General features: G+C 70.9%; 15 protein-coding genes and 1 pseudogene. 3 read left to right on the top strand and 13 right to left on the bottom strand.

The window, feature by feature from the left end:
* Positions 1-177: 177 nt before the first annotated feature.
* The 5 genes and pseudogenes from CP978_RS25115 to CP978_RS25095 form a co-directional block, all read right to left on the bottom strand.
* Entirely contained in the window at positions 178-783 is a 606-nt protein-coding gene (locus CP978_RS25115; protein WP_150478307.1) for a hypothetical protein, read from the bottom strand.
* A gap of 69 nt (positions 784-852) precedes the next feature.
* Positions 853-1,554, bottom strand: a complete 702-nt coding sequence (locus CP978_RS25110; RefSeq protein WP_150478306.1) for a ribonuclease HII — start codon at positions 1,552-1,554, stop codon at positions 853-855.
* Between the two features lie 401 nt (positions 1,555-1,955).
* Positions 1,956-2,874 (bottom strand): annotated as a pseudogene (locus tag CP978_RS25105) (ADP-ribosylglycohydrolase family protein).
* 12 nt (positions 2,875-2,886) lie between these two features.
* Positions 2,887-3,579, bottom strand: a complete 693-nt coding sequence (locus CP978_RS25100; RefSeq protein ID WP_043444523.1) for a histidine phosphatase family protein — start codon at positions 3,577-3,579, stop codon at positions 2,887-2,889.
* Between the two features lie 152 nt (positions 3,580-3,731).
* Positions 3,732-4,337, bottom strand: a complete 606-nt coding sequence (locus tag CP978_RS25095; protein ID WP_043444521.1) for a YdbC family protein — start codon at positions 4,335-4,337, stop codon at positions 3,732-3,734.
* Positions 4,338-4,487: 150 nt separating this feature from the next.
* Between CP978_RS25095 and CP978_RS25090 the strand changes: the two genes are divergently transcribed.
* Entirely contained in the window at positions 4,488-5,021 is a 534-nt protein-coding gene (locus CP978_RS25090) for a TerD family protein (protein ID WP_043444519.1), read from the top strand.
* Positions 5,022-5,093: 72 nt separating this feature from the next.
* Here the strand turns inward: CP978_RS25090 and CP978_RS25085 are convergent, their stop codons facing one another.
* Positions 5,094-7,979: a vitamin B12-dependent ribonucleotide reductase gene (locus CP978_RS25085; protein ID WP_043444517.1), complete on the bottom strand. Its 2,886-nt coding sequence runs from the start codon at positions 7,977-7,979 to the stop codon at positions 5,094-5,096.
* 149 nt (positions 7,980-8,128) lie between these two features.
* Positions 8,129-8,689, bottom strand: coding sequence for a transcriptional regulator NrdR (gene nrdR, locus CP978_RS25080; protein WP_043444515.1), 561 nt, complete (start codon positions 8,687-8,689; stop codon positions 8,129-8,131).
* Positions 8,690-9,210: 521 nt separating this feature from the next.
* On the opposite strand from nrdR, the gene lexA reads away from it, so the two are divergent.
* Complete coding sequence (lexA, locus tag CP978_RS25075) at positions 9,211-9,990, top strand: transcriptional repressor LexA (protein ID WP_043444510.1); 780 nt, start codon at positions 9,211-9,213, stop codon at positions 9,988-9,990.
* A 196-nt stretch (positions 9,991-10,186) separates the two neighbouring features.
* Here lexA and CP978_RS25070 read toward each other — a convergent pair whose 3' ends face one another.
* The 4 genes from CP978_RS25070 to CP978_RS25055 all read right to left on the bottom strand — a co-directional run bounded on the left by CP978_RS25070 (position 10,187) and on the right by CP978_RS25055 (position 16,724).
* Positions 10,187-12,160 carry an ATP-dependent DNA helicase gene (locus CP978_RS25070; protein WP_150478305.1) on the bottom strand — a complete coding sequence of 658 codons (1,974 nt, stop codon included), beginning with the start codon at positions 12,158-12,160 and terminating at the stop codon, positions 10,187-10,189.
* A gap of 82 nt (positions 12,161-12,242) precedes the next feature.
* Positions 12,243-13,100 (bottom strand): GNAT family N-acetyltransferase, encoded by an 858-nt coding sequence (locus tag CP978_RS25065; protein ID WP_227745439.1) that lies wholly within the window; start codon positions 13,098-13,100, stop codon positions 12,243-12,245.
* Positions 13,101-13,140: 40 nt separating this feature from the next.
* Positions 13,141-15,048 (bottom strand): IucA/IucC family protein, encoded by a 1,908-nt coding sequence (locus tag CP978_RS25060; protein WP_043444508.1) that lies wholly within the window; start codon positions 15,046-15,048, stop codon positions 13,141-13,143.
* A gap of 206 nt (positions 15,049-15,254) precedes the next feature.
* Positions 15,255-16,724 carry a diaminobutyrate--2-oxoglutarate transaminase family protein gene (locus CP978_RS25055; protein ID WP_079162302.1) on the bottom strand — a complete coding sequence of 490 codons (1,470 nt, stop codon included), beginning with the start codon at positions 16,722-16,724 and terminating at the stop codon, positions 15,255-15,257.
* A 377-nt stretch (positions 16,725-17,101) separates the two neighbouring features.
* Here CP978_RS25055 and CP978_RS25050 point away from each other — a divergent pair, with 377 nt between their 5' ends.
* Positions 17,102-18,328, top strand: a complete 1,227-nt coding sequence (locus CP978_RS25050; RefSeq protein ID WP_043444507.1) for a trypsin-like serine peptidase — start codon at positions 17,102-17,104, stop codon at positions 18,326-18,328.
* Between the two features lie 186 nt (positions 18,329-18,514).
* On the opposite strand, the gene hflX is transcribed toward CP978_RS25050, so the two are convergent.
* A complete protein-coding gene (hflX, locus tag CP978_RS25045) occupies positions 18,515-20,005 on the bottom strand; it encodes a GTPase HflX (protein WP_043444505.1) in 1,491 nt (496 codons plus the stop codon).
* Between the two features lie 179 nt (positions 20,006-20,184).
* Entirely contained in the window at positions 20,185-21,678 is a 1,494-nt protein-coding gene (locus tag CP978_RS25040) for a M1 family metallopeptidase (RefSeq protein ID WP_043444503.1), read from the bottom strand.
* Between the last annotated feature and the right edge of the window lie 85 nt (positions 21,679-21,763).

The raw sequence follows: 21,763 nt of genomic DNA, 5'->3' as shown, positions 1-21,763 counted from the left end.
CGCCGTTTCGCCCTCGCACGGGCGGGGAGGGCGCGCACGCCGGAACGACCGCCGTGCGGGTGCCGCCGATGCGGCACCCTCCCCGACCGCTCACCCACGGTCCGGCCGCAGCCCGGCTCCGGTTCTCCGGCGCGGAGGGACCGCGACACGGGTGACGGACGACCGGGTGCGGACCGCTCAGACGCCCGCGCCCAGGACCGAATCGATCTGTGCGGCGTCGCCGCAGACGATCAGCAGGGCACCGGCCCGGCCGAGCGCCGACGGAAGCGTGGTGGCGACGGAGGCGTCGGTGCCGCCGTTGACGGCGACCACGACCACCGGACGGGCTGCGGCACGGGACACGGCGGAGGCTTCGGCGTAGAACACGTCGTCACCGGCGTCGTGCTGCGCCCAGTAGGCGGCCTCGCCGAAGGACAGCTCGTGCGCGGCCCACGGATGCGGCTCACCGGTGGTGATCACCAGTACGTCGCCGGGAGCGCGGCCGGACTCCAGCAGGAGGTCGACAGCTTCCTCGGCGGCGTCCAGCGCACCCTCGACCGAGGCCGGGATCAGCTGGACCTGCGGGGTCGCGGAGGGAATGGACGGTCCGGGCTTGGCCGACTCACGCGGGGTGCGCTGGGTCGGCACGGGCCGGACGGGGCCCGGACGACCGGGACGCGAAGGGGCCGCGGGGCGGGGCCCGGGAACAGGACGGGGGGTCGACGCGGTGCGGCCGGCGGCCGGAGTGGCGCGGGGACCCTGGGCACTCTCGTGAATCTGAGGCTCCTCGGGAATGAGAGGCATGAGCTGATATTTATCAAACGCCGGTGCGACCCACGTCGGCGGGTGGCACATGAGTGCGATCGGAACCGGTCAGAAGTCGAAGCCGAGCTGGCCTTCGATCTCCGGCGCGTTTCCGTCCGCCCCGTTGCGGACCTTCTTGAGGTGCCGCCACTGGGGCAGCGCATCAAGATACGCCCACGACAAGCGGTGGTGCGGGGTGGGGCCCCGATCCTCCAGTGCGGCCCTGTGCACAGGTGACGGATACCCGGCGTTGGCCGCAAAACCGAAGTCTGCATGGTCGACACCCAGTTCGGCCATCATTTTGTCGCGGCGAACCTTGGCGATCACCGAGGCCGCCGCGACCACCACGCACGACTGGTCGCCCTTGATGACCGTACGGACCTTCCAGGGCGCGCCGAGATAGTCGTGCTTCCCGTCGAGGATGACCGCATCGGGGCGGACGGGCAACGCCTCCAGGGCGCGTTCCGCCGCGAGCCGGAGCGCGGCCGTCATCCCGATCTTGTCGATCTCCTCGGGGGAGGCATGACCGAGGGCGTACGCGGTCACCCACTGCTCCAACCGCGCGGCGAGTTCGGTGCGTCGCTTGACGGTCAAAAGCTTGGAGTCGGTGAGGCCCTCGGGCGGTCGACGCAGACCCGTGACCGCCGCGCAGACGGTGACGGGGCCGGCCCAGGCACCGCGCCCCACCTCGTCGACACCGGCGACGATCTTCGCTCCGGTCGTTGCACGCAGGGAGCGCTCGACGGTGTGAGTAGGTGGTTCGTACGGCATGGCGCCCTTAGCGTACGCCGAGGGAATCCCCGCGCGACACCCCGGTTCCCCGGACGGCGACATCCGCGGCGGAGGGGCACGACGGTCGGCCGGTCGCCTTCTCGATACACCACCGACTCACTTCGCATCCGCACATGTTCGAGTGGCACGGCACCGTCATCGACGCGACGTTCGAGGATCTGGGCGTCCGGGGCGTCGCGGCGCATCTCACCGTGCCCGATTTCCATGACGGACCGGCGAACGGCCCGCTTCCGGCAATGACGTGGCCCTCACCGCCGCGGCATCGCACAGGCCACCGGGGGGAGCCATTCACCGGGCCGTGCATCGCGTTTGTGAATCATCGAACGGGGCACCGGCCGGAGCGCGAGACCCTCGCCTCATCACAGGGCGAACAGCACCTGTCAGACCTGGGCCGACGGCGGAGCCCAGTGGGGCAGCCGCTCCGTGCGGTGGAGCCACTCACCGGGTGGTGTCCCGGCCTTCCCGGCGGCGAGCACCCCTCCGACGATGGCGCAGGTCGTGTCCACATCCCCGCCCACCTGCGCAGTCGTCCAGAAGCCCCGCTCATAGTCGCCGAGGGCCCGTGCAGCCGACCAGAGCGCGAAGGGCACCGTGTCATGGGCGCTCGTACGCCGCCCGCAGCCCAGCACGGCGGCGACGGTCGTGGCGTCGTCGTAGTCCAGCATGTCCCGCGCCCGGCGCAGCCCCCGCCGTGACGGCGCTTCTCGGGAGCAGCGCGATCACGTCGTCGAGCAGGTCCTCGGCGGACGGCGGGCCGGCGGGACCGGCGGCCAGGGCGGCCGCCGCGGCCACGGCCATCGCCCCGACCACGGCCTCACGGTGCTGATGGGTGGGGTACGCGGAGATCTCCGCCTGATGGGTGGCCTGCTCGGGGTCGTCGGCGTACCAGGCGCCGAGGGGTGCGATCCGCATCGCGGCGCCGTTGCCCCACGAGCCCTGCCCGTCGAACAGCGCGGAGGCCAGCTCACGCCAGTCGCCGCCCTCCCGTATCAGCCTGAGGAGGCGATTGACCGCGGGGCCGTAGCCACGGTCGAAGTCATGGTGGTGGGCGAAAGACCGGGCCAGTTCGTCCTGGTCGATGCGCTGGTGCGCGGCCAGGACGGACACGATGGAACAGGCCATCTCCGTGTCGTCCGTCCATTGCCAGAGCCCCGGGGGCAACTCTCGGCGCTTGAGCAGCGGATGGTTCACGGGAACGAAGAACTGTGAGCCCAGCGCGTCGCCCACCGCCAGCCCGCGCAGGCTGGCCAGGGCACGTTCCAGGCGCCCGTGCGGGGAGGAATCGGCGTCAGCGGTCATTGCCCTGTCACTCTATCCGGTGGGGCGGAAGGGCCCCGGATGACGTTTTCCGGTGACCCAGAAGGGCTCCGGCTCACGCCAGCGCTCAAAGGGATGGTCGAGTCGATATTTGCCGTCCTCCCCGAGGAGGAGCATCCGCGTCTCGCCGTTCCCCGGGTTGGAGAGGGACTCGAATTCCGCGACCGTCCAGTGGAACCAGCGCATGCAGAACAGCCGCATGGCCAGGCCATGGGTCACCAGGAGCACGTTCGGCGGGTGGTCGGGCGCCTCGAAACTGCGGAACAGGCTCTCCAGGAAGTTGCCGACCCGGTCGTACACATCCGCCCCGGACTCGCCCTGGGCGAAGCGGTAGAAGAAGTGCCCGTAGGCGTCCCGGTATGTCTTCTGGAGCCGTACGTCGTCGCCGTCCTGCCAGTTACCCCAGTCCTGCTCACGCAGTCGGGGCTCCTCGCGGACCCGGACGAGGTCGGGGTCCAGGCGGAAGGCGCGCAGCGTCTCATGGGTGCGGCGGTAGGGGGAGACATACACGCTGACCCGCTCCTCGCCGAAGAGCTCCCGCAACCGCCCGCCCGTCTCCTCCGCCTGCTGCCAGCCCCGCTCGGTGAGCGGCAGCGCATGGTCGGGCTCGCGTTCGTACACGGAGACGTCGGCGTTGCCCACCGACTCGCCGTGCCGGACCAGAACGATGCGCCGCGGTCGTGCCATGCCGAAACCCTAGATCGAGGGGCGACCGAAAGGGCACCCGAGGCGCCTCCATACGACGCAGCTCACATTCCGGCCACACTCGTCCGATCTGCCTGCGTACCCCTGCCCCCGGCGTGTCTCCCGGCCCGGCGCGTACGTCCGCGCCCGCGGGATCACACCGTCCAGGACGGCTCCAGCTCCACGATGTCCCCGGTGAGAGCCGCGACATCCGCCTCCGTCTGCGCCCTCAGCGCCAGGCGTTCCACCCGCTCCTCGCGATATTTGCCGTGCTCCGCGGCCGACTGCCACATCGAGAGGATCAGAAACTCATGGCCAGGCGCCTCGCCGAAGAGTCCCCGGATCATGCCCGGCGAACCCGCCATGGCCGGATTCCACACCTTCTCCTGCATCAGCGCGAAGTGGTCGGCGCGCTCCTCACGCACCCGGCAGTGCGCGACCCGCACCAGGTCGGTGTCGGCGAAACGGGGCTCGAAGCCGGTCTTCACATCGAAACGATGGTCGAACAGCCTGACCTGCTGGTCCGTAAAGGTGCCGGACTGGGACGCGGCCAGCCGGTCGTGCGAACGCGCCATGAACGAGTCGTAGAAGGCGCGGCTCTCCCAGAACGCGAAGACATGCGCCACACCGGGCCGCACCCGGCTCCAGCCCCCGCCCTGCCCCCGGAAGCCCGGCTCCCCCAGAAGCCCCGCCCATTTTCGCTGCCCCCGTTCGAAACCGCGGCGGTCCACCACGGTGCAGCGAGTCCACTTGACCAGCACCGCGCCATCGTAAGGCCCCGGTGAGGACATCGGTCACGGTCTGGCGCAGTACACCCGGGCGAGCGCCGTCTCGCACGAGGCACAATGGACAACTGACCCACAATGCACGGAAGTTCGGGCGGAGTGACACGCACGGGGAGGGGATGTGTGATGAGTGGTCTCAACAAGGGCATCCACAAGGTCGAACTGGCGGTGAAGTGGGACCCCAGTCCGGCCGGGCAGCCGCCCACCGATCTCGACCTAGTCGCCGCGGCCTATCCGGCCACGGATCCGTACGGGGATCCCGACTATGTGGTGCATTTCGACAGCCGTTCCCCGGACGGCACGATCTCCCTCAATCGCGACAGCCTCGACGGCAGGGGATTCGGCTGGGACGAGGTCATGACGCTGGAGCTCCATCGGCTCGACCGCCGGTACGCCCGCGTGGTGGCCGGTGTCGTCATCCAGCAGCGCCCCGCCCGCAGGACGTTCGCCGGCGTCCTGAATCCGGCGGTGCGGTTGCGCGAGGGCTACACCGTTCTCGCCGAGGACGACTTCGGCAGGGTCCTGGGCGCGACCGCGGCGACGGTGGCCGAGTTCGTCCGCGACGCCGACGGCGAGTGGACGTTCCGCCCGGGCATCCGCGGCTATGACACGGACCCGGCGGGCTTCGCCCGCGTCATGGGCGCCCCGCACGGCTCCTGAGGACCGCGCCGCGAGGGGCCGGAGACGCCGAAGGGCGGCACGACTGTGGTCGTACCGCCCCTCGGGACCGGGTCAGCTGCAGCCGCTGGTCGAGCCGCAGCCCTCGCAGATGTAGCAGGAGCCGGCCCGCTGCATCTTGGTGCCGCAGGAGAAGCACAGCGGGGCGTCGGCCTGGATGCCCAGCTGCATCTCCACCAGCTCGGCGCTGGTGTGCGCCTGCTTCGGGGCCGGTCCGGCCGCCGGGGCCTCCGCCTTCGGGGTGGCGACCGCCTTCAGCTCCTGGGCGCGCGGCGCCGACTGGGCCAGGCCCTCGACGTCGACCTCGTCGTCGGCGGGCTCGTAGGACCCCGTCTCCAGGTGGCGCTGACGCTCCTCGGCGGAGTGGATGCCGAGTGCGGAGCGCGTCTCGAAGGGCAGGAAGTCCAGCGCCAGACGGCGGAAGATGTAGTCGACGATCGACTGGGCCATCCGCACGTCCGGGTCGTCCGTCATACCGGCCGGCTCGAAGCGCATATTGGTGAACTTGGAGACATAGGTCTCCAGCGGGACGCCGTACTGCAGGCCCACCGAGACGGCGATGGAGAAGGCGTCCATCATGCCCGCGAGGGTCGAACCCTGCTTGGACATCTTCAGGAAGACCTCGCCCAGACCGTCGTCCGGGTAGGAATTGGCGGTCATATAGCCCTCGGCACCGCCGACGGTGAAGGAGGTGGTGATGCCGGGACGACCCTTCGGGAGGCGCTTGCGGACCGGGCGGTACTCGACGACCTTCTCGACCCTGGACTCCGCGGCGGGCGCCTCGGTCTTCGCGTCCGCGGACTCCTTCTTCTTGGCGGAGAGCGGCTGGCCGACCTTGCAGTTGTCGCGGTAGATCGCGAGCGCCTTGATGCCCATCTTCCAGGCCTCGAAGTAGATCTCCTCGACCTCCTCGACGGTCGCCGACTCCGGCATGTTGACCGTCTTGGAGATGGCACCGGAGATCCACGGCTGGATCGCGCCCATCATGCGGACGTGGCCCATCGGGGAGATGGCGCGCTCGCCCATGGCGCAGTCGAAGACCTCGTAGTGCTCCTGCTTGAGGCCCGGCGCGTCGATCACATTGCCGTGCTCGGCGATATGGGCGACGATCGCCTCGATCTGCTCCTCCTGGTAGCCGAGGCGGCGCAGCGCCTGCGGCACGGTGCCGTTCACGATCTGCATCGAGCCGCCGCCGACCAGCTTCTTGAACTTGACCAGCGCCAGGTCCGGCTCGACACCGGTGGTGTCGCAGGACATCGCCAGGCCGATGGTGCCGGTCGGCGCCAGGACGGAGGCCTGGGAGTTGCGGAAGCCGTTCTTCTCGCCGAGGCGGAGCACGTCCTGCCAGGCCTCGGTGGCGGCGGCCCACACCGGGTTGTCCAGGTCGTCCATGCGGACGGCCCGGGCATTGGCGTCGGCGTGCTGCTTCATGACGCGCAGATGCGGCTCGGCGTTGCGGGCGTAGCCGTCGTACGGGCCGACGACCGCGGCCAGCTCGGCGGAGCGCCGGTACGCCGTGCCGGTCATCAGGGAGGTGATGGAACCGGCCAGGGCGCGGCCGCCGTCGGAGTCGTACGCGTGGCCGGTCGCCATGAGGAGGGCGCCGAGGTTGGCGTAGCCGATGCCGAGCTGGCGGTAGGCGCGGGTGTTCTCGCCGATCTTCTGGGTCGGGAAGTCCGCGAAGCAGATCGAGATGTCCATCGCGGTGATGACCAGCTCGACGACCTTGGCGAAGCGCTCGACCTCGAAGGACTGCCGGCCCTTGCCGTCGTCCTTCAGGAACTTCATGAGGTTCAGCGAGGCGAGGTTGCAGGACGTGTTGTCCAGGTGCATGTACTCGCTGCACGGGTTCGAGCCGTTGATACGGCCGGACTCGGGACAGGTGTGCCAGTGGTTGATCGTGTCGTCGTACTGGATGCCGGGGTCGGCGCAGGCCCAGGCGGCCTCGGCCATCTTGCGGAAGAGCGCCTTGGCGTCGACCTCCTCGATGACCTCACCGGTCATACGGGCGCGCAGGCCGAACTTCCCGGCGCTCTCGACGGCCGACATGAAGGTGTCGTTGACACGGACCGAGTTGTTGGCGTTCTGGTACTGGACGGAGGTGATGTCATCGCCGCCGAGGTCCATGTCGAAGCCCGCGTCGCGCAGGGCGCGGATCTTCTCCTCTTCGCTGACCTTGGTCTGGATGAAGTCCTCGACGTCCGGGTGGTCGACGTCCAGGATCACCATCTTGGCGGCCCGGCGGGTGGCACCGCCCGACTTGATCGTCCCGGCGGAGGCGTCGGCGCCGCGCATGAAGGAGACCGGTCCTGAGGCGTTGCCGCCGGAGGACAGCAGTTCCTTGGACGAACGGATGCGGGACAGGTTCAGGCCGGCCCCGGAGCCGCCCTTGAAGATCATGCCCTCTTCCTTGTACCAGTCGAGGATCGACTCCATGGAGTCGTCGACGGACAGGATGAAGCAGGCGGAGACCTGCTGGGGCTGCGGGGTGCCGACGTTGAACCAGACGGGGCTGTTGAAGCTGAAGATCTGGTGCAGCAGGGCGTACGTCAGTTCGTGCTCGAAGATCTCGGCGTCCGCGGGCGAGACGAAGTACTTGTACTCCTCACCGGCCTTCCGGTACGTCTGCACGATGCGGTCGATCAGCTGCTTGAGGCTGGTCTCGCGCTGGGGGGTGCCGACGGCACCGCGGAAGTACTTGCTGGTGACGATGTTGACCGCGTTCACCGACCAGGACTCGGGGAACTCGACGCCACGCTGCTCGAAGTTGACCGAGCCGTCGCGCCAGTTGGTCATGACGACGTCGCGGCTCGCCCACTCGACCTCGTCGTACGGGTGTACGCCGGGAGTGGTGTGGATACGCTCGATCCGCAGTCCCTTGCCGGCCTTGGCACCCTTCGCCCGGGAACCTCGTGCCGGACCGCTCGCCGTCTCTGTCATGCCGTCTCCCTATTTCGGGCGAAAACGCCCCGAAGTGCCCTTTTCTTCCCATGGCACGGTGTTCTGTCTACTGCCACGCGTACCGTTCGAGAGCACGCGTGACGGGTCTGTGTGCCGTCGGCGGGGCCGGTTCCGGCCGGCCCTTCCCGTCAGTCGGCGGCGATGGCGGGCACGGGGGCGTCGGCCGCCCCTCCGCACCCGCAGCCGGTTCCCCGGCGCTCCAGGGCGGTGTCCGCGGAGCCGCCGTCCACGGCGGACTGCTCGCCCTGCTGCTCCCTGAGCTCCGCGATGGCGGCCTCGAAGTCCTCCAGCGAGTCGAACGCCCGGTAGACGGACGCGAAGCGCAGATAGGCGACGAGATCGAGCTCCTGCAGGGGGCCGAGTATGGCCAGACCCACGTCGTGGGTGGTCAGCTCCGCGCTTCCGGTGGCCCGCACCGCCTCCTCGACACGCTGACCGAGCTGGGCCAGCGCATCCTCGGTGACGGGCCGCCCCTGGCACGCCTTGCGCACCCCGTTGATGATCTTGATGCGGCTGAAGGGCTCGGTGACCCCGGACCGCTTGACCACCATGAGCGAGCACGTCTCCACCGTCGTGAAACGACGGGAGCAGTCGGGGCACTGGCGGCGCCTGCGGATGGATGTGCCGTCATCGGTCGTACGGCTGTCGACGACACGACTGTCGGGGTGCCTGCAGAAGGGGCAGTGCATGGCTCCAACCCTCCTTTTCAAGCGCGACTCAGGGACCCCTCGGGACCTCACCGGCCCCTCGAAGCAGCCCCAAGCATAGGCGATCGTCCGAGCCACGAAGACCGGGGGGACCACAACTACTGGGCCGCCGGTGAAATCCAACCACTACATCTAGCGATTGACTCGTACATTCGGCGACGACACGCCCGCGACGGGGGGATTGGCGCGTGCGGTACGCCCGCACCGAATCGGAGCATGCACGGATACCCTGGACACCACGCGGGGAAGAGGGTCAGGGGCGGGCCGCAGCCTCCGGATGGCAGACTGGGCGCCGGTCACGGCGGCCCGCGAGGCCATCACCCCGGCGGTGAAGAGTATCGCAATGAGCACTTTCGTCCGCCGCCGGCGACGGAATAGGCCATACACCCGGACACCCACTCACGTCAGCTAATTCGCGTTTTTTCACTCGAACGTGTGTTTGGCGCAACCTTTCGAAAGCAACTACCGTTGTCCTGCACGGGAGACCATCGAGAGGGGCCGACGTGACCACGACCGCAGACAGTGCCACCATCACTGCCCAGGACCGCTCCCAGGGCCGACTCGACCCGGTGCACACCACGAGCGACGCCACGAATCAGGAGGGGCCCAAGCGCTCCCTGCCGGGCCGACCTCCAGGCATCCGGGCGGACAGCTCCGGGCTGACCGACCGGCAGCGCCGAGTGATCGAGGTCATCCGGGACTCTGTGCAGCGGCGTGGCTACCCGCCGTCGATGCGGGAGATCGGTCAGGCCGTGGGTCTCTCCAGCACCTCCTCGGTGGCCCACCAGCTCATGGCGCTGGAGCGCAAGGGCTTTCTGCGCCGTGACCCCCACCGCCCGCGCGCCTATGAGGTGCGCGGCTCCGACCAGTCGGCCTCCGTGCAGCCCACCGACACCGCGGGCAAGCCCGCCGCGTCCTATGTCCCGCTCGTCGGGCGCATCGCGGCCGGCGGCCCCATCCTCGCCGAGGAGTCGGTCGAGGACGTCTTCCCGCTCCCCCGGCAGCTCGTCGGTGACGGTGAGCTCTTTGTGCTGAAGGTCGTCGGCGACTCCATGATCGAGGCCGCGATCTGCGACGGGGACTGGGTCACGGTCCGCCGTCAGCCGGTCGCCGAGAACGGGGACATCGTCGCCGCGATGCTCGACGGCGAGGCCACCGTCAAACGCTTCAAGCGCGAGGACGGCCATGTCTGGCTGCTTCCCCACAACTCCGCCTACCAGCCGATCCCGGGTGACGAGGCCACGATCCTCGGCAAGGTGGTGGCGGTGCTGCGGCGGGTGTGACGCCGCCGACGCGACGGGCGGCCCCCGCCCACGCTCACCCCTGATCCGGGCCCCGGGACCCCTGCGCCGGTTCCGGGGCCCCATGCTGTCCGGGGCCCCAGGGTCTTCAGATCGGCGCCCCGGGCTTGCGGTCCCTATGCCGATGCGTTGTCCCTCGGTCCGGGCCGCGGGACAACGCATCGGTGGTTCCGGGCGGTCAGCCGCCCTGGGCCTTCGCCGCCTCGTCGATGGCGGACAGCGACCTGCGCACCTGATTGCGGTCGGTGGTGTACCAGAAGTCGGGCAGTGACGCCTTCAGATAGCTGCCGTAGCGGGCCGTCGCCAGCCGCTGGTCCAGCACGGCGACCACCCCGCGGTCCCCCGACGCCCGTACCAGGCGGCCCGCGCCCTGCGCCATCAGCAGAGCGGCATGGGTGGCGGCGACCGCCATGAAGCCGTTGCCCCCGGCGTCCTCGACGGCCTTCTGCCGGGCACTCATCAGCGGATCGTCGGGGCGGGGGAAGGGGATCTTGTCCATGACCACCAGCTGACAGCTGGGACCCGGGACGTCGACGCCCTGCCAGAGCGAGAGCGTGCCGAACAGACAGGTTCCGGGGTCCGCGGCGAAGTTCTTGATCAGCTCGCCGAGGGTCTCCTCCCCCTGGAGGAGGATCGGGAACTCGGGGATACGGGTGCGCAGTTCCTCCGCGGCCAGCTGGGCCGCCCGCATCGACGAGAAGAGCCCCAGGGTGCGGCCGCCCGCCGCCTGGATCAGCTCCGTCAGCTCGTCCAGCATGTCGGCGCGATCGCCGTCGCGCGCCGGCCGGGACAGATGCCGGGCGACATAGAGGATGCCCTGCTTCGGATAGTCGAAGGGGGAACCCACATCGGCGCCCTTCCACTGCGGGACGTCGTCTCCCTCGGTGCCTTCGGGGGACAGCCCCAGGGACGCCGCGACGCCGTTGAAGTCGCCGCCCAGCTTCAGCGTGGCGGACGCCAGGACGACCGAGCGGTCGGTGAAGAGCTTCTCTCTCAGCAACCCGGACACGGACATCGGGGCGACCCGCAGGGAGGCGCCGAAGCGGTCGTGCCGCTCGTACCAGACGACATCCCATTCGGAGCCGGCAGTGATCCGCTCGGCCACATCGTGCACCGACTCCACCGAGGCCAGCGCCTGCTTGCGCACCACGTCCTCGTCCTGGACCGACTTGTCGCGGGTGTTACCGAGGGCGGAGATCACCGTGCGGGCGGCGTCGCGCAGCGCCATCAGCGCATAGCCGAGATCCTCGGGGACCTCCTCGAGGCGGCCCGGCAGGGCCAGCTCCATCAGCCGCTCGAAGCCCTCGGCGGCCGTCTGGAGCTGGTCGGCGGCCTTCTCGTCGACCAGCTTGGCGGCGCGGCGCACCGCGCGGTTGACCTGGCCCGGGGTGAGCTCGCCGGTGGCGACGCCCGTCACCCGGGAGACCAGCTCATGGGCCTCGTCGACGATCAGCACCTCGTGCTGCGGGAGGACCGGCGCGCCCTCGATGGCGTCGATCGCGAGCAGTGCGTGGTTGGTGACGACGACCTCGGCGAGCTTGGCCCGCTCGCGGGCCGTCTCGGCGAAGCACTCGGCACCGTAGGCGCACTTGGAGGCGCCCAGGCACTCCCGGGACGACACCGACACCTGCGCCCAGGCACGGTCCGAGACACCCGGGGTGAGGTCGTCGCGGTCGCCGCTCTCCGTGTCCTGGGACCAGTCGCGCAGCCGCAGCAGGTCCTGGCCCAGTTTGCTGGTGGGCGCGGCGGCCTCGAACTGGTCGAAGAGGCCGTCCTCCTCGTCCTGCGGCACGCCCTCGTGCAGACGGTGCAGACACAGATAGTTCGACCGGCCCTTGAGCATCGCGAACTCCGGGCGGCGGCGCAGCAACGGGTGCAGCGCCTCGACCGTGCGCGGCAGATCACGCTCCACGAGCTGGCGCTGCAGCGCCAGGGTGGCGGTCGCCACCACGACGGTCTCCCCGTGTGCGAGCGCGGGCACCAGATAGCCCAGCGACTTTCCGGTGCCGGTGCCGGCCTGGACCAGCAGATGGGAGCCGTCGTCGATCGCCTCGGCGACGGATTGGGCCATGGTCACCTGGCCGGGGCGCTCCGTGCCGCCGACGGCTGCGACGGCTGCATGCAGGAGTTCGGGAAGTGAGGGCTTCGTCATAGCGCGACCACCCTACGGCCCCCCGCCGACAATCGGGCGCGCATGCCCGCGGTCCACCCGGGACTCATTCGGGGCTCGGGGCTCATTCGGGGCTCGGAGGGTGCGGCAGGTCGTCCGGGGTGGTGGGCCCGTTGTCCGGGGTGGTGGGCTGACGATCCTGGAGCAGCGCGCGCAGGGATCGGTCTCGGATCATCAGGGCGGCGCGTTTGCCGGGCAGGTCGAGCTCGGCGGAGAACCGGAAGCCGGCGCTCAGGAAGGCCGCGACGGAGGGGGTGTTGCGCAGGTCTGGTTCGGCGACGACACGGGCGCAGGAGGGACGCCGGTCCAGGACGAGATCGGCGACGGCGCGCAGCAGGGCGGAGCCGAGGCCGCGCCCGCGGTCGCCGACACCGCCGATGAGGAGGTGGACACCGGTGTCATGAGGACGGGCCGGGAAGTGGCGGGCCAGAGGGTCGAGGTCCGCACGGTAGATCTCCCAGTAGCTCATCGGGGTGCCGTCGAGCACGCCGAGGCAGGGAACGCTGCGTCCGTCACCGGTGAGCTGGGCGTACAGGTGCCGCTCGGTCACCGAGGTGTCCCCCGCCAGATCCCAGAAGACGGCCACGGCGGGGTCGTTCATCCAGCGGGCGATCAGCTGGAGATCGCGGCCGGGGTCGACGGGGACGAGCTGGAAGGTACCCACGGAGGTGGAGGTGCCGCCCCAGTCGGCCACCTGGTCGAGGAGGTCGTCGTCCTGCGGCAGGCCACCGCCCGGCCCGGACGGTCCGGGGGGCGTCATGAAGGGGCCGGGCAGGCGCAGCTCGAGGGTTTCCTCGCAGTCCGAGCGGAAGTCCGGGCCGGTGCGGGGACCGGCGCCGGGTCCGGGCCCCCTGGCGTCGGCGGGCTCCGGGGCGGAGGCGGTGTCGGCATCGGTGTCGGTACGCGCGTCGGGGGGCGGCACGACGACTGCTCCTCTCAGAGGACGGGACGGGTCATGTTCCTCAGAAGTGAAGGGGGTTGGCGATGGTGACATAGACGGACTGGGTGTCCACCGGGCCCACGAGTTCATCGAGTCCGTGCAGCCGGGTGAGCAGATTGGCCTTGCAGCGCAGCACGGGCGCATCGAGCAGACGGGCGGGCAGCGGCGTACGCAGCCGGTCGGGTCCGGTGGCGGCACCGGACAGGAAGCGCCGGAAGGCGGCGAGCAACAGTCGCTCGTCGGCCAGGCGCTGGGAGCCGAACGCGCCGATCAGGCCGAACACATTGTTGATGCCGAGGTAGTAGGCGAAGCGCTCGTCGGTCACCTCGTCGGAGACGAAGGTGTCGCTGTGCTCTCCGATGCCGGGCAGCCGCGCGTCGAGCTCGGCGCGGCGGGAGTGGCGGAAGTAGTAGCCCTGGTTGTCGCGGTAGCGCCCGCCGGTGGGCCAGCCCTCGGGGTCGAGCAGCAGCACGGTGTTCTGCTGGTGCGCCTCCAGGGCGACACCGGCCTCGCCGTCCAGCCAGAGGATCGGGCGCACCACCTGCTCGAGGTAGCGCAGGAACCACTCGGTGGCCACGGCCTCGCGCGGACGGCCGGTGCGCGCGGCGAGTCGGCTGACGATCTCCGCGAGCCGTGAGCGCAGGACGGGCCGCGGGGACCCGTCGGGCACGGGGCGGGGCCGGGGCGAGACGAGCCCGGCGACACAGCAGGCGTCGACCGTCGGACCGAACGGGTTGTGCCGGATCACCACGTCCAGCCCTGCCACGGGGCTGCCGTCCATGTCGTCGACGGCGAGCCAGGCCGGGTCGCGGACGATGTCGAACCCGGGGTGCGCGAACCGCCACTGTCTGCCGAGCCCGCCGCGCAGCAGCCGGTGCACCTCGACGCCCCGGCGGAGTTCCTTGCGCAGGTTCTCTCGGCGGGAGTTGGTGATGAGCAGTCCCAGCGACAGTTTCAACATCGCGGGGGCGCCCGAGCGATGGACGGTGCGGACGGAGGAGGTGGGGTGCCAGGGCTCGCCGTGCGGGCCGAGGTCCCGGAGCAGCCCGGTCTCCAGCAGGGCCGCGGTCCGCGGTCGGCGCCGGACCTCCCGCGCCTGCCAGGGGTGCAGCGGCAGCGCGGTGAAGCCGTCGGGCAGGGGGAGCCCCGGTCCGGCGAGCCGTTCGGTCAGCCGTCCGGGGGGTACGGGCCGGCCGCGTTCCGTCCATGCCGAGTCGGCGGCGAGTACCGAGGGGGCGACCGCCATCCAGTGGAGCGGGAAGGAGCCGCGCAGTTCGGGCGAGTAGAGCCCGGTTTCGCTCTCGGAGAGGCCCTCGCGGCTCTTGGCCGTCGGATGCATCGGGTGGCCCAGGACCAGCGCCTGTTCCCCGGAGAGAAAGAGGTCGCCCTCGTCGGCGGGCTGCTCCCGGCGCCGGGCGATGAAGACCGTGGTGCAGCGGACGGAGTCGGCGACTCGGGCCACCAGATCGGTGGAGGTGCCGGGCGCTCCCGTCTCTCGGGCCAGCAGGGCTGCGAGCGTGACCGCGTCCACGGGTGGGGCCGCGTCCTGGGTGTGGGCGAGGCGGGGCGGTCCGAAGCGGTGCCAGCCGGTCCGGGACCAGTAGAGGACGGGGACCAGCAGGGCCGTACCGCTGGTCGGCAGCGGGATGCGCAGGATGCCGTCGGCGGGGGCGGCGCGGGCGTGCTCACGTACCCAGCAGCGCAGCAGGTTCTCCACGGTCGCGGTCTGGGCCGCGGTGTGCGGATCGGGGTGTTCCAGCGGATCGACGAGCGGAGCGGTGACGGGGCCGTGCCCCGCCACGGTCTCCGGTGAGGCCGTTTCCTGCCGGGGGATGACGGGGGGCCCTGGCGGGATCGTGGCGGTCGGGGTGCCGCCGGTCTCCCGTTCGATCGTCCGGGGGCCGCCTTCGGGGGTGGGGGTGGCGTTCAAGGGCGTTCCTTGTGAGGTCTCCGGCCCGTGCGGCGACGGGCCGTGCGGGTGCGTGGTACGGAATACGGGGGTGCGGCCGGCCCGACACGATGGCCCGCGACGGGCGGTCGGTGCGATGCCGGTTCGGGCGGATCGGTGCGAAGCCGGTCCCCGGAGCGCGGCGTGCGGCCCGGCTCAGGGGTGGAAGGGCTCGGTGGTCGAAGGGCTCAGGGGTGGAAAGGGCCCCGGGCCACGGCGGCGACGGCGTCCGCGAACCGGTCCAGGACCGCGCTCGTCTGCTCGTCGCTGATCGTCAGCGGCGGCAGCAGCCGGACGACGCCGGCGTGCCGCCCGCCGAGTTCCACGATCAGGCCGCGCCGCAGGCACTCCTGCTGGACGGCGGCGGCCAGTGCGGGCGCGGCGGGGCGGGGCCCGGTGCCCCCGGGACCAGGGGCCGGGCAGTCCAGGGGCGCCGCTCTCGGGGCGGCCTCGGGGTCCACCAGCTCGACGCCGATCATCAGTCCCCGGCCCCTGACGTCCCCGATGCACGGGAACTCGGCTGCCAGCGAGCGGAGTTGCGTCAGCATGCGGGTGCCGACCGAGTGGGCGCGCTCGGCCAGGCCGTTCTCCCGGACATGAGCGAGGGTGGCCGCGCCGGCGGCCATGGCGAGCTGGTTGCCGCGGAATGTGCCGGCGTGGGCTCCGGGTTGCCAGAGGTCCAGGTCGTCCCGGTAGACCACGACGGCGAGCGGCAGGCTGCCGCCGATCGCCTTGGAGAGCACCATCACATCGGGCACCACCCCGCTGTGTTCGACCGCCCAGAAGCGTCCGGTGCGGCCCACTCCGGTCTGCACCTCGTCCGCGATCAGGGGGATCGACCGGTCCTCGGTGATCTGCCGCATCCGGCGCATCCAGGCGTCCGGCGCGGGATGCACCCCGCCCTCGCCCTGCACCGGTTCCAGGATCATCCCGGCGGGCAGCGGCACCCCCGACTTGGTGTCGTCGAGGACGGACTCGGTCCAGCGGGCGCCGAGTTCGGCCCCGTACTCGCCGCCGACGCCGAACGGACAGCGGTAGTCCTGCGGATAGGGCAGCCGGGTGACCCGTACCTCGGTGGCGCCTCCGGACACCTCGAGCGCCCCGGCGGTCATCCCGTGGTACGCGCCGGTGAAGGCGAGCACGCCGGTCCGGCCCGTCGCCAGACGCACCAGCTTGAGCGCGGCCTCGACGGCGTCCGTCCCCGCCGGCCCGCAGAACTGCACACGGGCCCGCTCGGCGAGGCCGGGCGGCAGGGTGCGGAACAGTTCCGTGGTGAAGGCGTCCTTGACGGGGGTGGCCAGATCCAGGACGTGCAGCGGCGCACCGGAGTCGAGGACCTTGCGGATCGCCTCCAGAACGACCGGATGGTTGTGGCCGAGGGCCAGGGTGCCCGCACCGGAGAGGCAGTCCAGGTAACGGCGTCCGTCGGCCCCCTCGATGGTGAGGCCGCGCGCTCGCACGGGCACGATCGGCAGGGCGCGCGCATAGGTGCGCGCGGCGGACTCGCGCGCCGACTGCCGTCGCAGAATGTCCTCCTGCGCCGCGCGCGCTTCCCCCGTCCGGTGTGTCACCGCGCGCGCCGGGCGCTCCCCCGCCGCTGCCGCGCTCCCCTCCGGCTCGCCCTTCACCGGTACCACCGCAGTCTCCGTCACGGTCACGACGTCAGTTCCTCCCGCAGCTCAGAGGGGTTGGGCAAGGGTTGGACCAGGGACGGCAGTTCACCCCGTGGGTACCAACGACGCAAACGCCCCGGGGAAGCGGGCACTCGGAAAGTCCTTGTCTTCCTGATCGATTTCCTGACGCGTTTTCGACTGCTTCTCGCACACCGCCGCTCGGCGCCGCACGGCCCGCCCCGGCGAGGTGTCTTGTGATCGCCGCCGTGACGGAACCGTTGCCCTTCCGTCGGAAGTCCCCCACAGCGAGTGCATAGGGTGTGGGGGCGTTCAGTGGAGGCAGTGATCGACGACGAGGTCCCGCCTTCCACGGCGGTAGACCGTTTCCTTCACTCAGGTTCATTCCAGGGGGAGTTCAGACCATGCGATCCATACGCCCGCTCTTCGCGGCCCGCCGGGGCCGGAGCGCACGCCGCCGAATCTCCCCGGTGCCGGCGGCGGCCGGCCTCGCCCTGGCGCTGGCGCTGACCGCGACCGCCTGCGGCTCCGGCGGGGACACCGAGGCGAGCGATCAGGCGAGCGCGTCCGTCTCGGCCGGCGACGACGGCAAGATCCAGATCCCGGACGACATCAGGCGCAAGCTCAAGGACCACGGGATCGACATCGACAAGTGGAAGAACGGCGCCTGGAAGAAGTGGGACAAGGACGACTGGCTGCGCGAGGCCGACGAATACATCAACCCGATCATCAAGGGTCTCTGGGACCCGGAGCGGATGCGCAAGGCCGAGGACCCCGACAGGGGCGTCGACGACAACGACCTCTCGGGTGACCAGGGTGTCACGGACCCGACTCCGGCGCCGGTGCAGGCACAGGCGGTGCCGGCGGGGTACCACGACAGCGCGCCGACGGCCGGCAAGGTCTTCTTCGACGCCCCCGACGGCACCATGGTCTGCTCGGCGACCGTGGTCGAGGACCCGGCGCACCCGGGCAAGTCCAACCTGGTGTGGACCGCGGGCCACTGTGTGCACGCCGGCAAGGCGGGCGGCTGGTACCGCAACATCGCCTTCGTGCCGTCGTACAACAACGCCGCGAAGTCGGAGGCCGAGTTGACGGACGCGGGGCGCGAGGAGGTCGCTCCGTACGGGGTCTGGTGGGGCGACTGGGCGCAGACCTCGGACCAGTGGATCGAGCAGGGCGGCGCGACGGGCGGTGCGGGCGCGGCCTATGACTTCGCCGTCATCCATGTCACTCCGGAGCAGGGCAGCGGAGGCAAGTCTCTTGAAGAGACGGTCGGTTCGGCGCTCCCGGTGAACTTCGACGCGCCGGCCGTGTCGAAGGTCGACAGCATCAGGGCGACGGGCTACCCCGCCGCGGCCCCGTACGACGGGCAGAAGCTGTACCAGTGCCAGGACAAGCCGGGCCGGCTGTCCATCGTGCGGACGGATCCGACGATGTACCGCATCGGCTGCACCATGACGGGCGGTTCCTCCGGCGGCGGATGGGTGGAGACGGGCACGGACGGCAAGCCGGTACTGGTCTCCAACACCTCGATCGGCCCGGTGAGCGCGGGCTGGCTGGCCGGGCCCCGACTGGGCGATGTGGCGAAGGGTCTCTATCAGTCGGTCAGCAAGAAGTTCGCGGACCAGTGACCTGCGACGTCTGACAGGGACGTCTGATACGGACGTCTGATAGGGACGTCTGATAGGGACGTCCGACAGGCGGGACCCGGCGGCGGCAGGGCATCCCCCGCCGCCGCCCGGGCGTGCCGCTCCCGTGAACGGCGAAGGGCCCGCTCCCCCGATACGGGGTGAGCGGGCCCTTCTTCCGCATGTGGGTCAGAGCGCGGAGGCCGGGATGTACGGTGCCAGCTCCGCGGCCAGTTCCGGGTGCACCCGGGCCTTGAGGAGGGTGCCCTCCGGGGTGTGCTCCTCGGAGTTCACCTCGCCCTCGGTGTGGGCGAGCGCGACCAGCCGGCCGTGGGTGTAGGGCACCAGCGCCTCGATCTCGACCGACGGCTTGGGCAGCTCGTCGTCGATGAGGGCCAGCAGCTCCTCGATGCCCGCACCGGTGCGCGCGGAGACCGCGAGGGAACGCTTCTCGACCCGGAGCAGCCGTTGGAGCACCAGCGGGTCGGCCGCGTCCGCCTTGTTGATCACGACGATCTCGGGCACATCGGTGGCGCCGACATCCCTGATCACCTCGCGCACGGCGGCCAGCTGCTCCTCCGGCACGGGGTGCGAACCGTCGACCACGTGCAGGATCAGATCGGCGTCGCCGACCTCTTCCATCGTGGAACGGAACGCCTCGACCAGGTGGTGCGGCAGGTGCCGGACGAAGCCGACGGTGTCCGCCAGCGTGTAGAGCCGCCCGCTCGGGGTCTCGGCCCGGCGCACGGTCGGGTCGAGGGTCGCGAACAGCGCGTTCTCGACCAGGACGCCCGCGCCCGTGAGCCGGTTGAGCAGGGAGGACTTTCCGGCGTTGGTGTAGCCGGCGATGGCCACCGAGGGGACCTTGTGACGCCTGCGCTCCTGGCGCTTGATCTCGCGGCCGGTCTTCATCTCCGCGATCTCCCGGCGCATCTTCGCCATCTTCTCGCGGATCCGCCGCCGGTCCGTCTCGATCTTGGTCTCACCGGGACCACGGGTCGCCAGGCCGCCACTGCCGCCGCCCATCTGCCGGGACAGCGACTGACCCCAGCCACGGAGCCTCGGCAGCATGTACTGCATCTGCGCGAGCGCGACCTGTGCCTTGCCCTCGCGGGACTTGGCGTGCTGGGCGAAGATGTCCAGGATCAGGGCGGTGCGGTCGATGACCTTGACCTTGACGATGTCCTCGAGGTGGATCAGCTGGGCCGGGCTCAGCTCTCCGTCGCAGACCACGGTGTCGGCGCCCGTCTCCAGGACGATGTCCCGCAGCTCGGTGGCCTTGCCGGAGCCGATGTAGGTGGACGCGTCGGGGGTGTCGCGGCGCTGCATCACACCGTCCAGCACCAGCGCGCCGGCGGTCTCCGCGAGGGCGGCGAGCTCCGCGAGGGAGTTCTCCGCGTCCTGTGCGGTCCCCGAGGTCCACACCCCGACGAGCACCACGCGCTCCAGGCGCAGCTGCCGGTACTCGACCTCGGTGACGTCCTCGAGCTCGGTGGACAGTCCCGCGACACGGCGCAGGGCCGCGCGCTCGGAACGGTCGAACTGGTCGCCGTCCCGCTCTCCGTCGATCCCGTGGCTCCAGGCGACGTCCTCTTCCATCAGGGCATCGGCCCGAAGACCCTCGGGGTAGGCGTGTGCGAAGCGCGTGCTGTCCTGGGGAAGGGAAGAAGAGGAGGTCATTGGGTCCTTACGTCGTTGGGGGATTCCGTTCGCGGCGACGGGGTGCGGACCGTGAGGGCCGCACGGCTCGTCATGAATCACAACGTTCGAGCAGCTCAAGACATTCCCGGCCGCCCGCTCGTGGGCGGTGCCGCCGACCTGACGATGGTCGCACGGCCCGCCCCGTCCCGTCATCCGACTTACCGTGCGGTCTCGGAGGCCTGCGGAGGGTCGCTCTTCCAGTCCGGGTGCCCGGGCATCGGCGGCGTCTTCTCGCCGTAGAGCCAGGCCCGGAAGAACCCGCTCAGATCGCGTCCCGCGATGCCGGAGGCCAGGCGCCGGAAGTCCGCCGTGGTGGCCGTGCCGTCCCGGTGCACCGCCACCCAGGCCCGCTCCAGGCGCTCGAAGGCGGGGGCCCCGATCTCCTGGCGCAGCGCGTACAGCACCAGCGCGGCACCGTCGTAGACGCTGGGCCTGAAGAGGCTGATCTTCCGGCCGGGCTTCGGCGGCCTGGGCGCGGCCGGCGGTCCGCCGGTGGCGCGCCAGCGGTCGGAGAGGCCGTACGCGGCCTTCATCCGGGTCTCCATGGGCCGCTGCGCGGTCTCCTCCGCGTACAGGGATTCGTACCAGGTGGCGTGTCCCTCGTTCAGCCACAGGTCGGACCAGGTGCGCGGGCTGACGCTGTCGCCGAACCACTGGTGGGACAGCTCGTGCACCATCAGTGACTCGACGTACCACGCGGGGTACGCGGGCTGGGTGAACACGCCTTTCTCGAAGAGGGAGAGCGTCTGTGTCTCCAGTTCGAAGCCGGTCTGTGCCCGGGCGATCAGCAGCCCGTAGGCCTCGAAGGGGAACGGGCCGACCTTCTTCTCCAGCCAGGCGATCTGCTGGGGGGTCTTGGCCAGCCACGGTTCGAGGAGCGCGCGGTCCTCGGCGGGTACCACGTCACGGACGGGCAGGCCGTGGGGTCCTCGGCGGTGCAGCACCGCGCTGCGGCCGATGGAGACCTGGGCGAGCTCGGTCGCCATGGGGTGCTTGGTGCGATACGTCCAGGTGGTGCCCCGGCCGGTGTGCTCGGTGCCCGCCGGCACCCCGTTGGCCACGACCGTGTAGCCGTCCGGGGCGGTCACACGGAAGGTGAACATCGCCTTGTCGGAGGGGTGGTCGTTGCACGGGAAGACAAGATGGGCGGCGTCGGCCTGGTTGGCCATGGCGAGCCCGTCCTCGGTCCGCACCCAGCCGCCCTCCGTGCCCGTGGCGGGCCTCGGGTCGCTGGTGTGCCGCACGGTGATCCGCAGCGCGCCGCCCCGGGGGAGCGGGACCTCCGGAGTGATCACCAGGTCCTCCCCCGCTCCGGTGAAGGCCGCGGGTGTGCCGTTGACGTCGACGGACTGCACCGTGCCGTGCGTGAAGTCGAGGTTGATGCGCTCCAGGCGTTCGGTGGCGCGCGCCCGGATGGTGGTGACGGCGGACAGGGGCTTGTCGTTGCTGCCGGAGTAGGTGAAGGCCAGGTCGTACGACCGGACGTCGTATCCCGGGTTGCCCAGCGTCGGGAAGAGCGGGTCGCCGAGGCCCAGGGGCACGGCGGGCGCGGGTGCGCTCGCGGCGATCAGACAGCCGGAGACGGCGGAGGCCAGCAGGGCCGCTTTGGCGCGGCGGGCACGGGGGATCACGGAGCGGAGGCTGTGCGGCATGGGTCACACCGCTATCAGCGCGCACCGGTCACATGGCGCAGACGCGCGCCGGGCCCACCCGAACGGATCCGGTCCCGGCCGCCCG

The sequence above is a fragment of the Streptomyces nodosus genome, assembly GCF_008704995.1.
GTDB lineage: Bacteria > Actinomycetota > Actinomycetes > Streptomycetales > Streptomycetaceae > Streptomyces > Streptomyces nodosus.
The sequence above is the reverse complement of the archived record's forward strand: the minus strand, read 5'-3'. Positions and strand labels throughout refer to the sequence as shown.

Coding starts and splice junctions, on each gene's coding strand:
- CP978_RS25115 (WP_150478307.1), bottom strand. CDS start 783: ATGCCTCTCATTCCCGAGGAGCCTCAGATTCACGAGAGTGCCCAGGGT.
- CP978_RS25110 (WP_150478306.1), bottom strand. CDS start 1,554: ATGCCGTACGAACCACCTACTCACACCGTCGAGCGCTCCCTGCGTGCA.
- CP978_RS25100 (WP_043444523.1), bottom strand. CDS start 3,579: ATGGCACGACCGCGGCGCATCGTTCTGGTCCGGCACGGCGAGTCGGTG.
- CP978_RS25090 (WP_043444519.1), top strand. CDS start 4,488: ATGAGTGGTCTCAACAAGGGCATCCACAAGGTCGAACTGGCGGTGAAG.
- CP978_RS25085 (WP_043444517.1), bottom strand. CDS start 7,979: ATGACAGAGACGGCGAGCGGTCCGGCACGAGGTTCCCGGGCGAAGGGT.
- nrdR (WP_043444515.1), bottom strand. CDS start 8,689: ATGCACTGCCCCTTCTGCAGGCACCCCGACAGTCGTGTCGTCGACAGC.
- CP978_RS25070 (WP_150478305.1), bottom strand. CDS start 12,160: ATGACGAAGCCCTCACTTCCCGAACTCCTGCATGCAGCCGTCGCAGCC.
- CP978_RS25050 (WP_043444507.1), top strand. CDS start 17,102: ATGCGATCCATACGCCCGCTCTTCGCGGCCCGCCGGGGCCGGAGCGCA.
- hflX (WP_043444505.1), bottom strand. CDS start 20,005: ATGACCTCCTCTTCTTCCCTTCCCCAGGACAGCACGCGCTTCGCACAC.
- CP978_RS25040 (WP_043444503.1), bottom strand. CDS start 21,678: ATGCCGCACAGCCTCCGCTCCGTGATCCCCCGTGCCCGCCGCGCCAAA.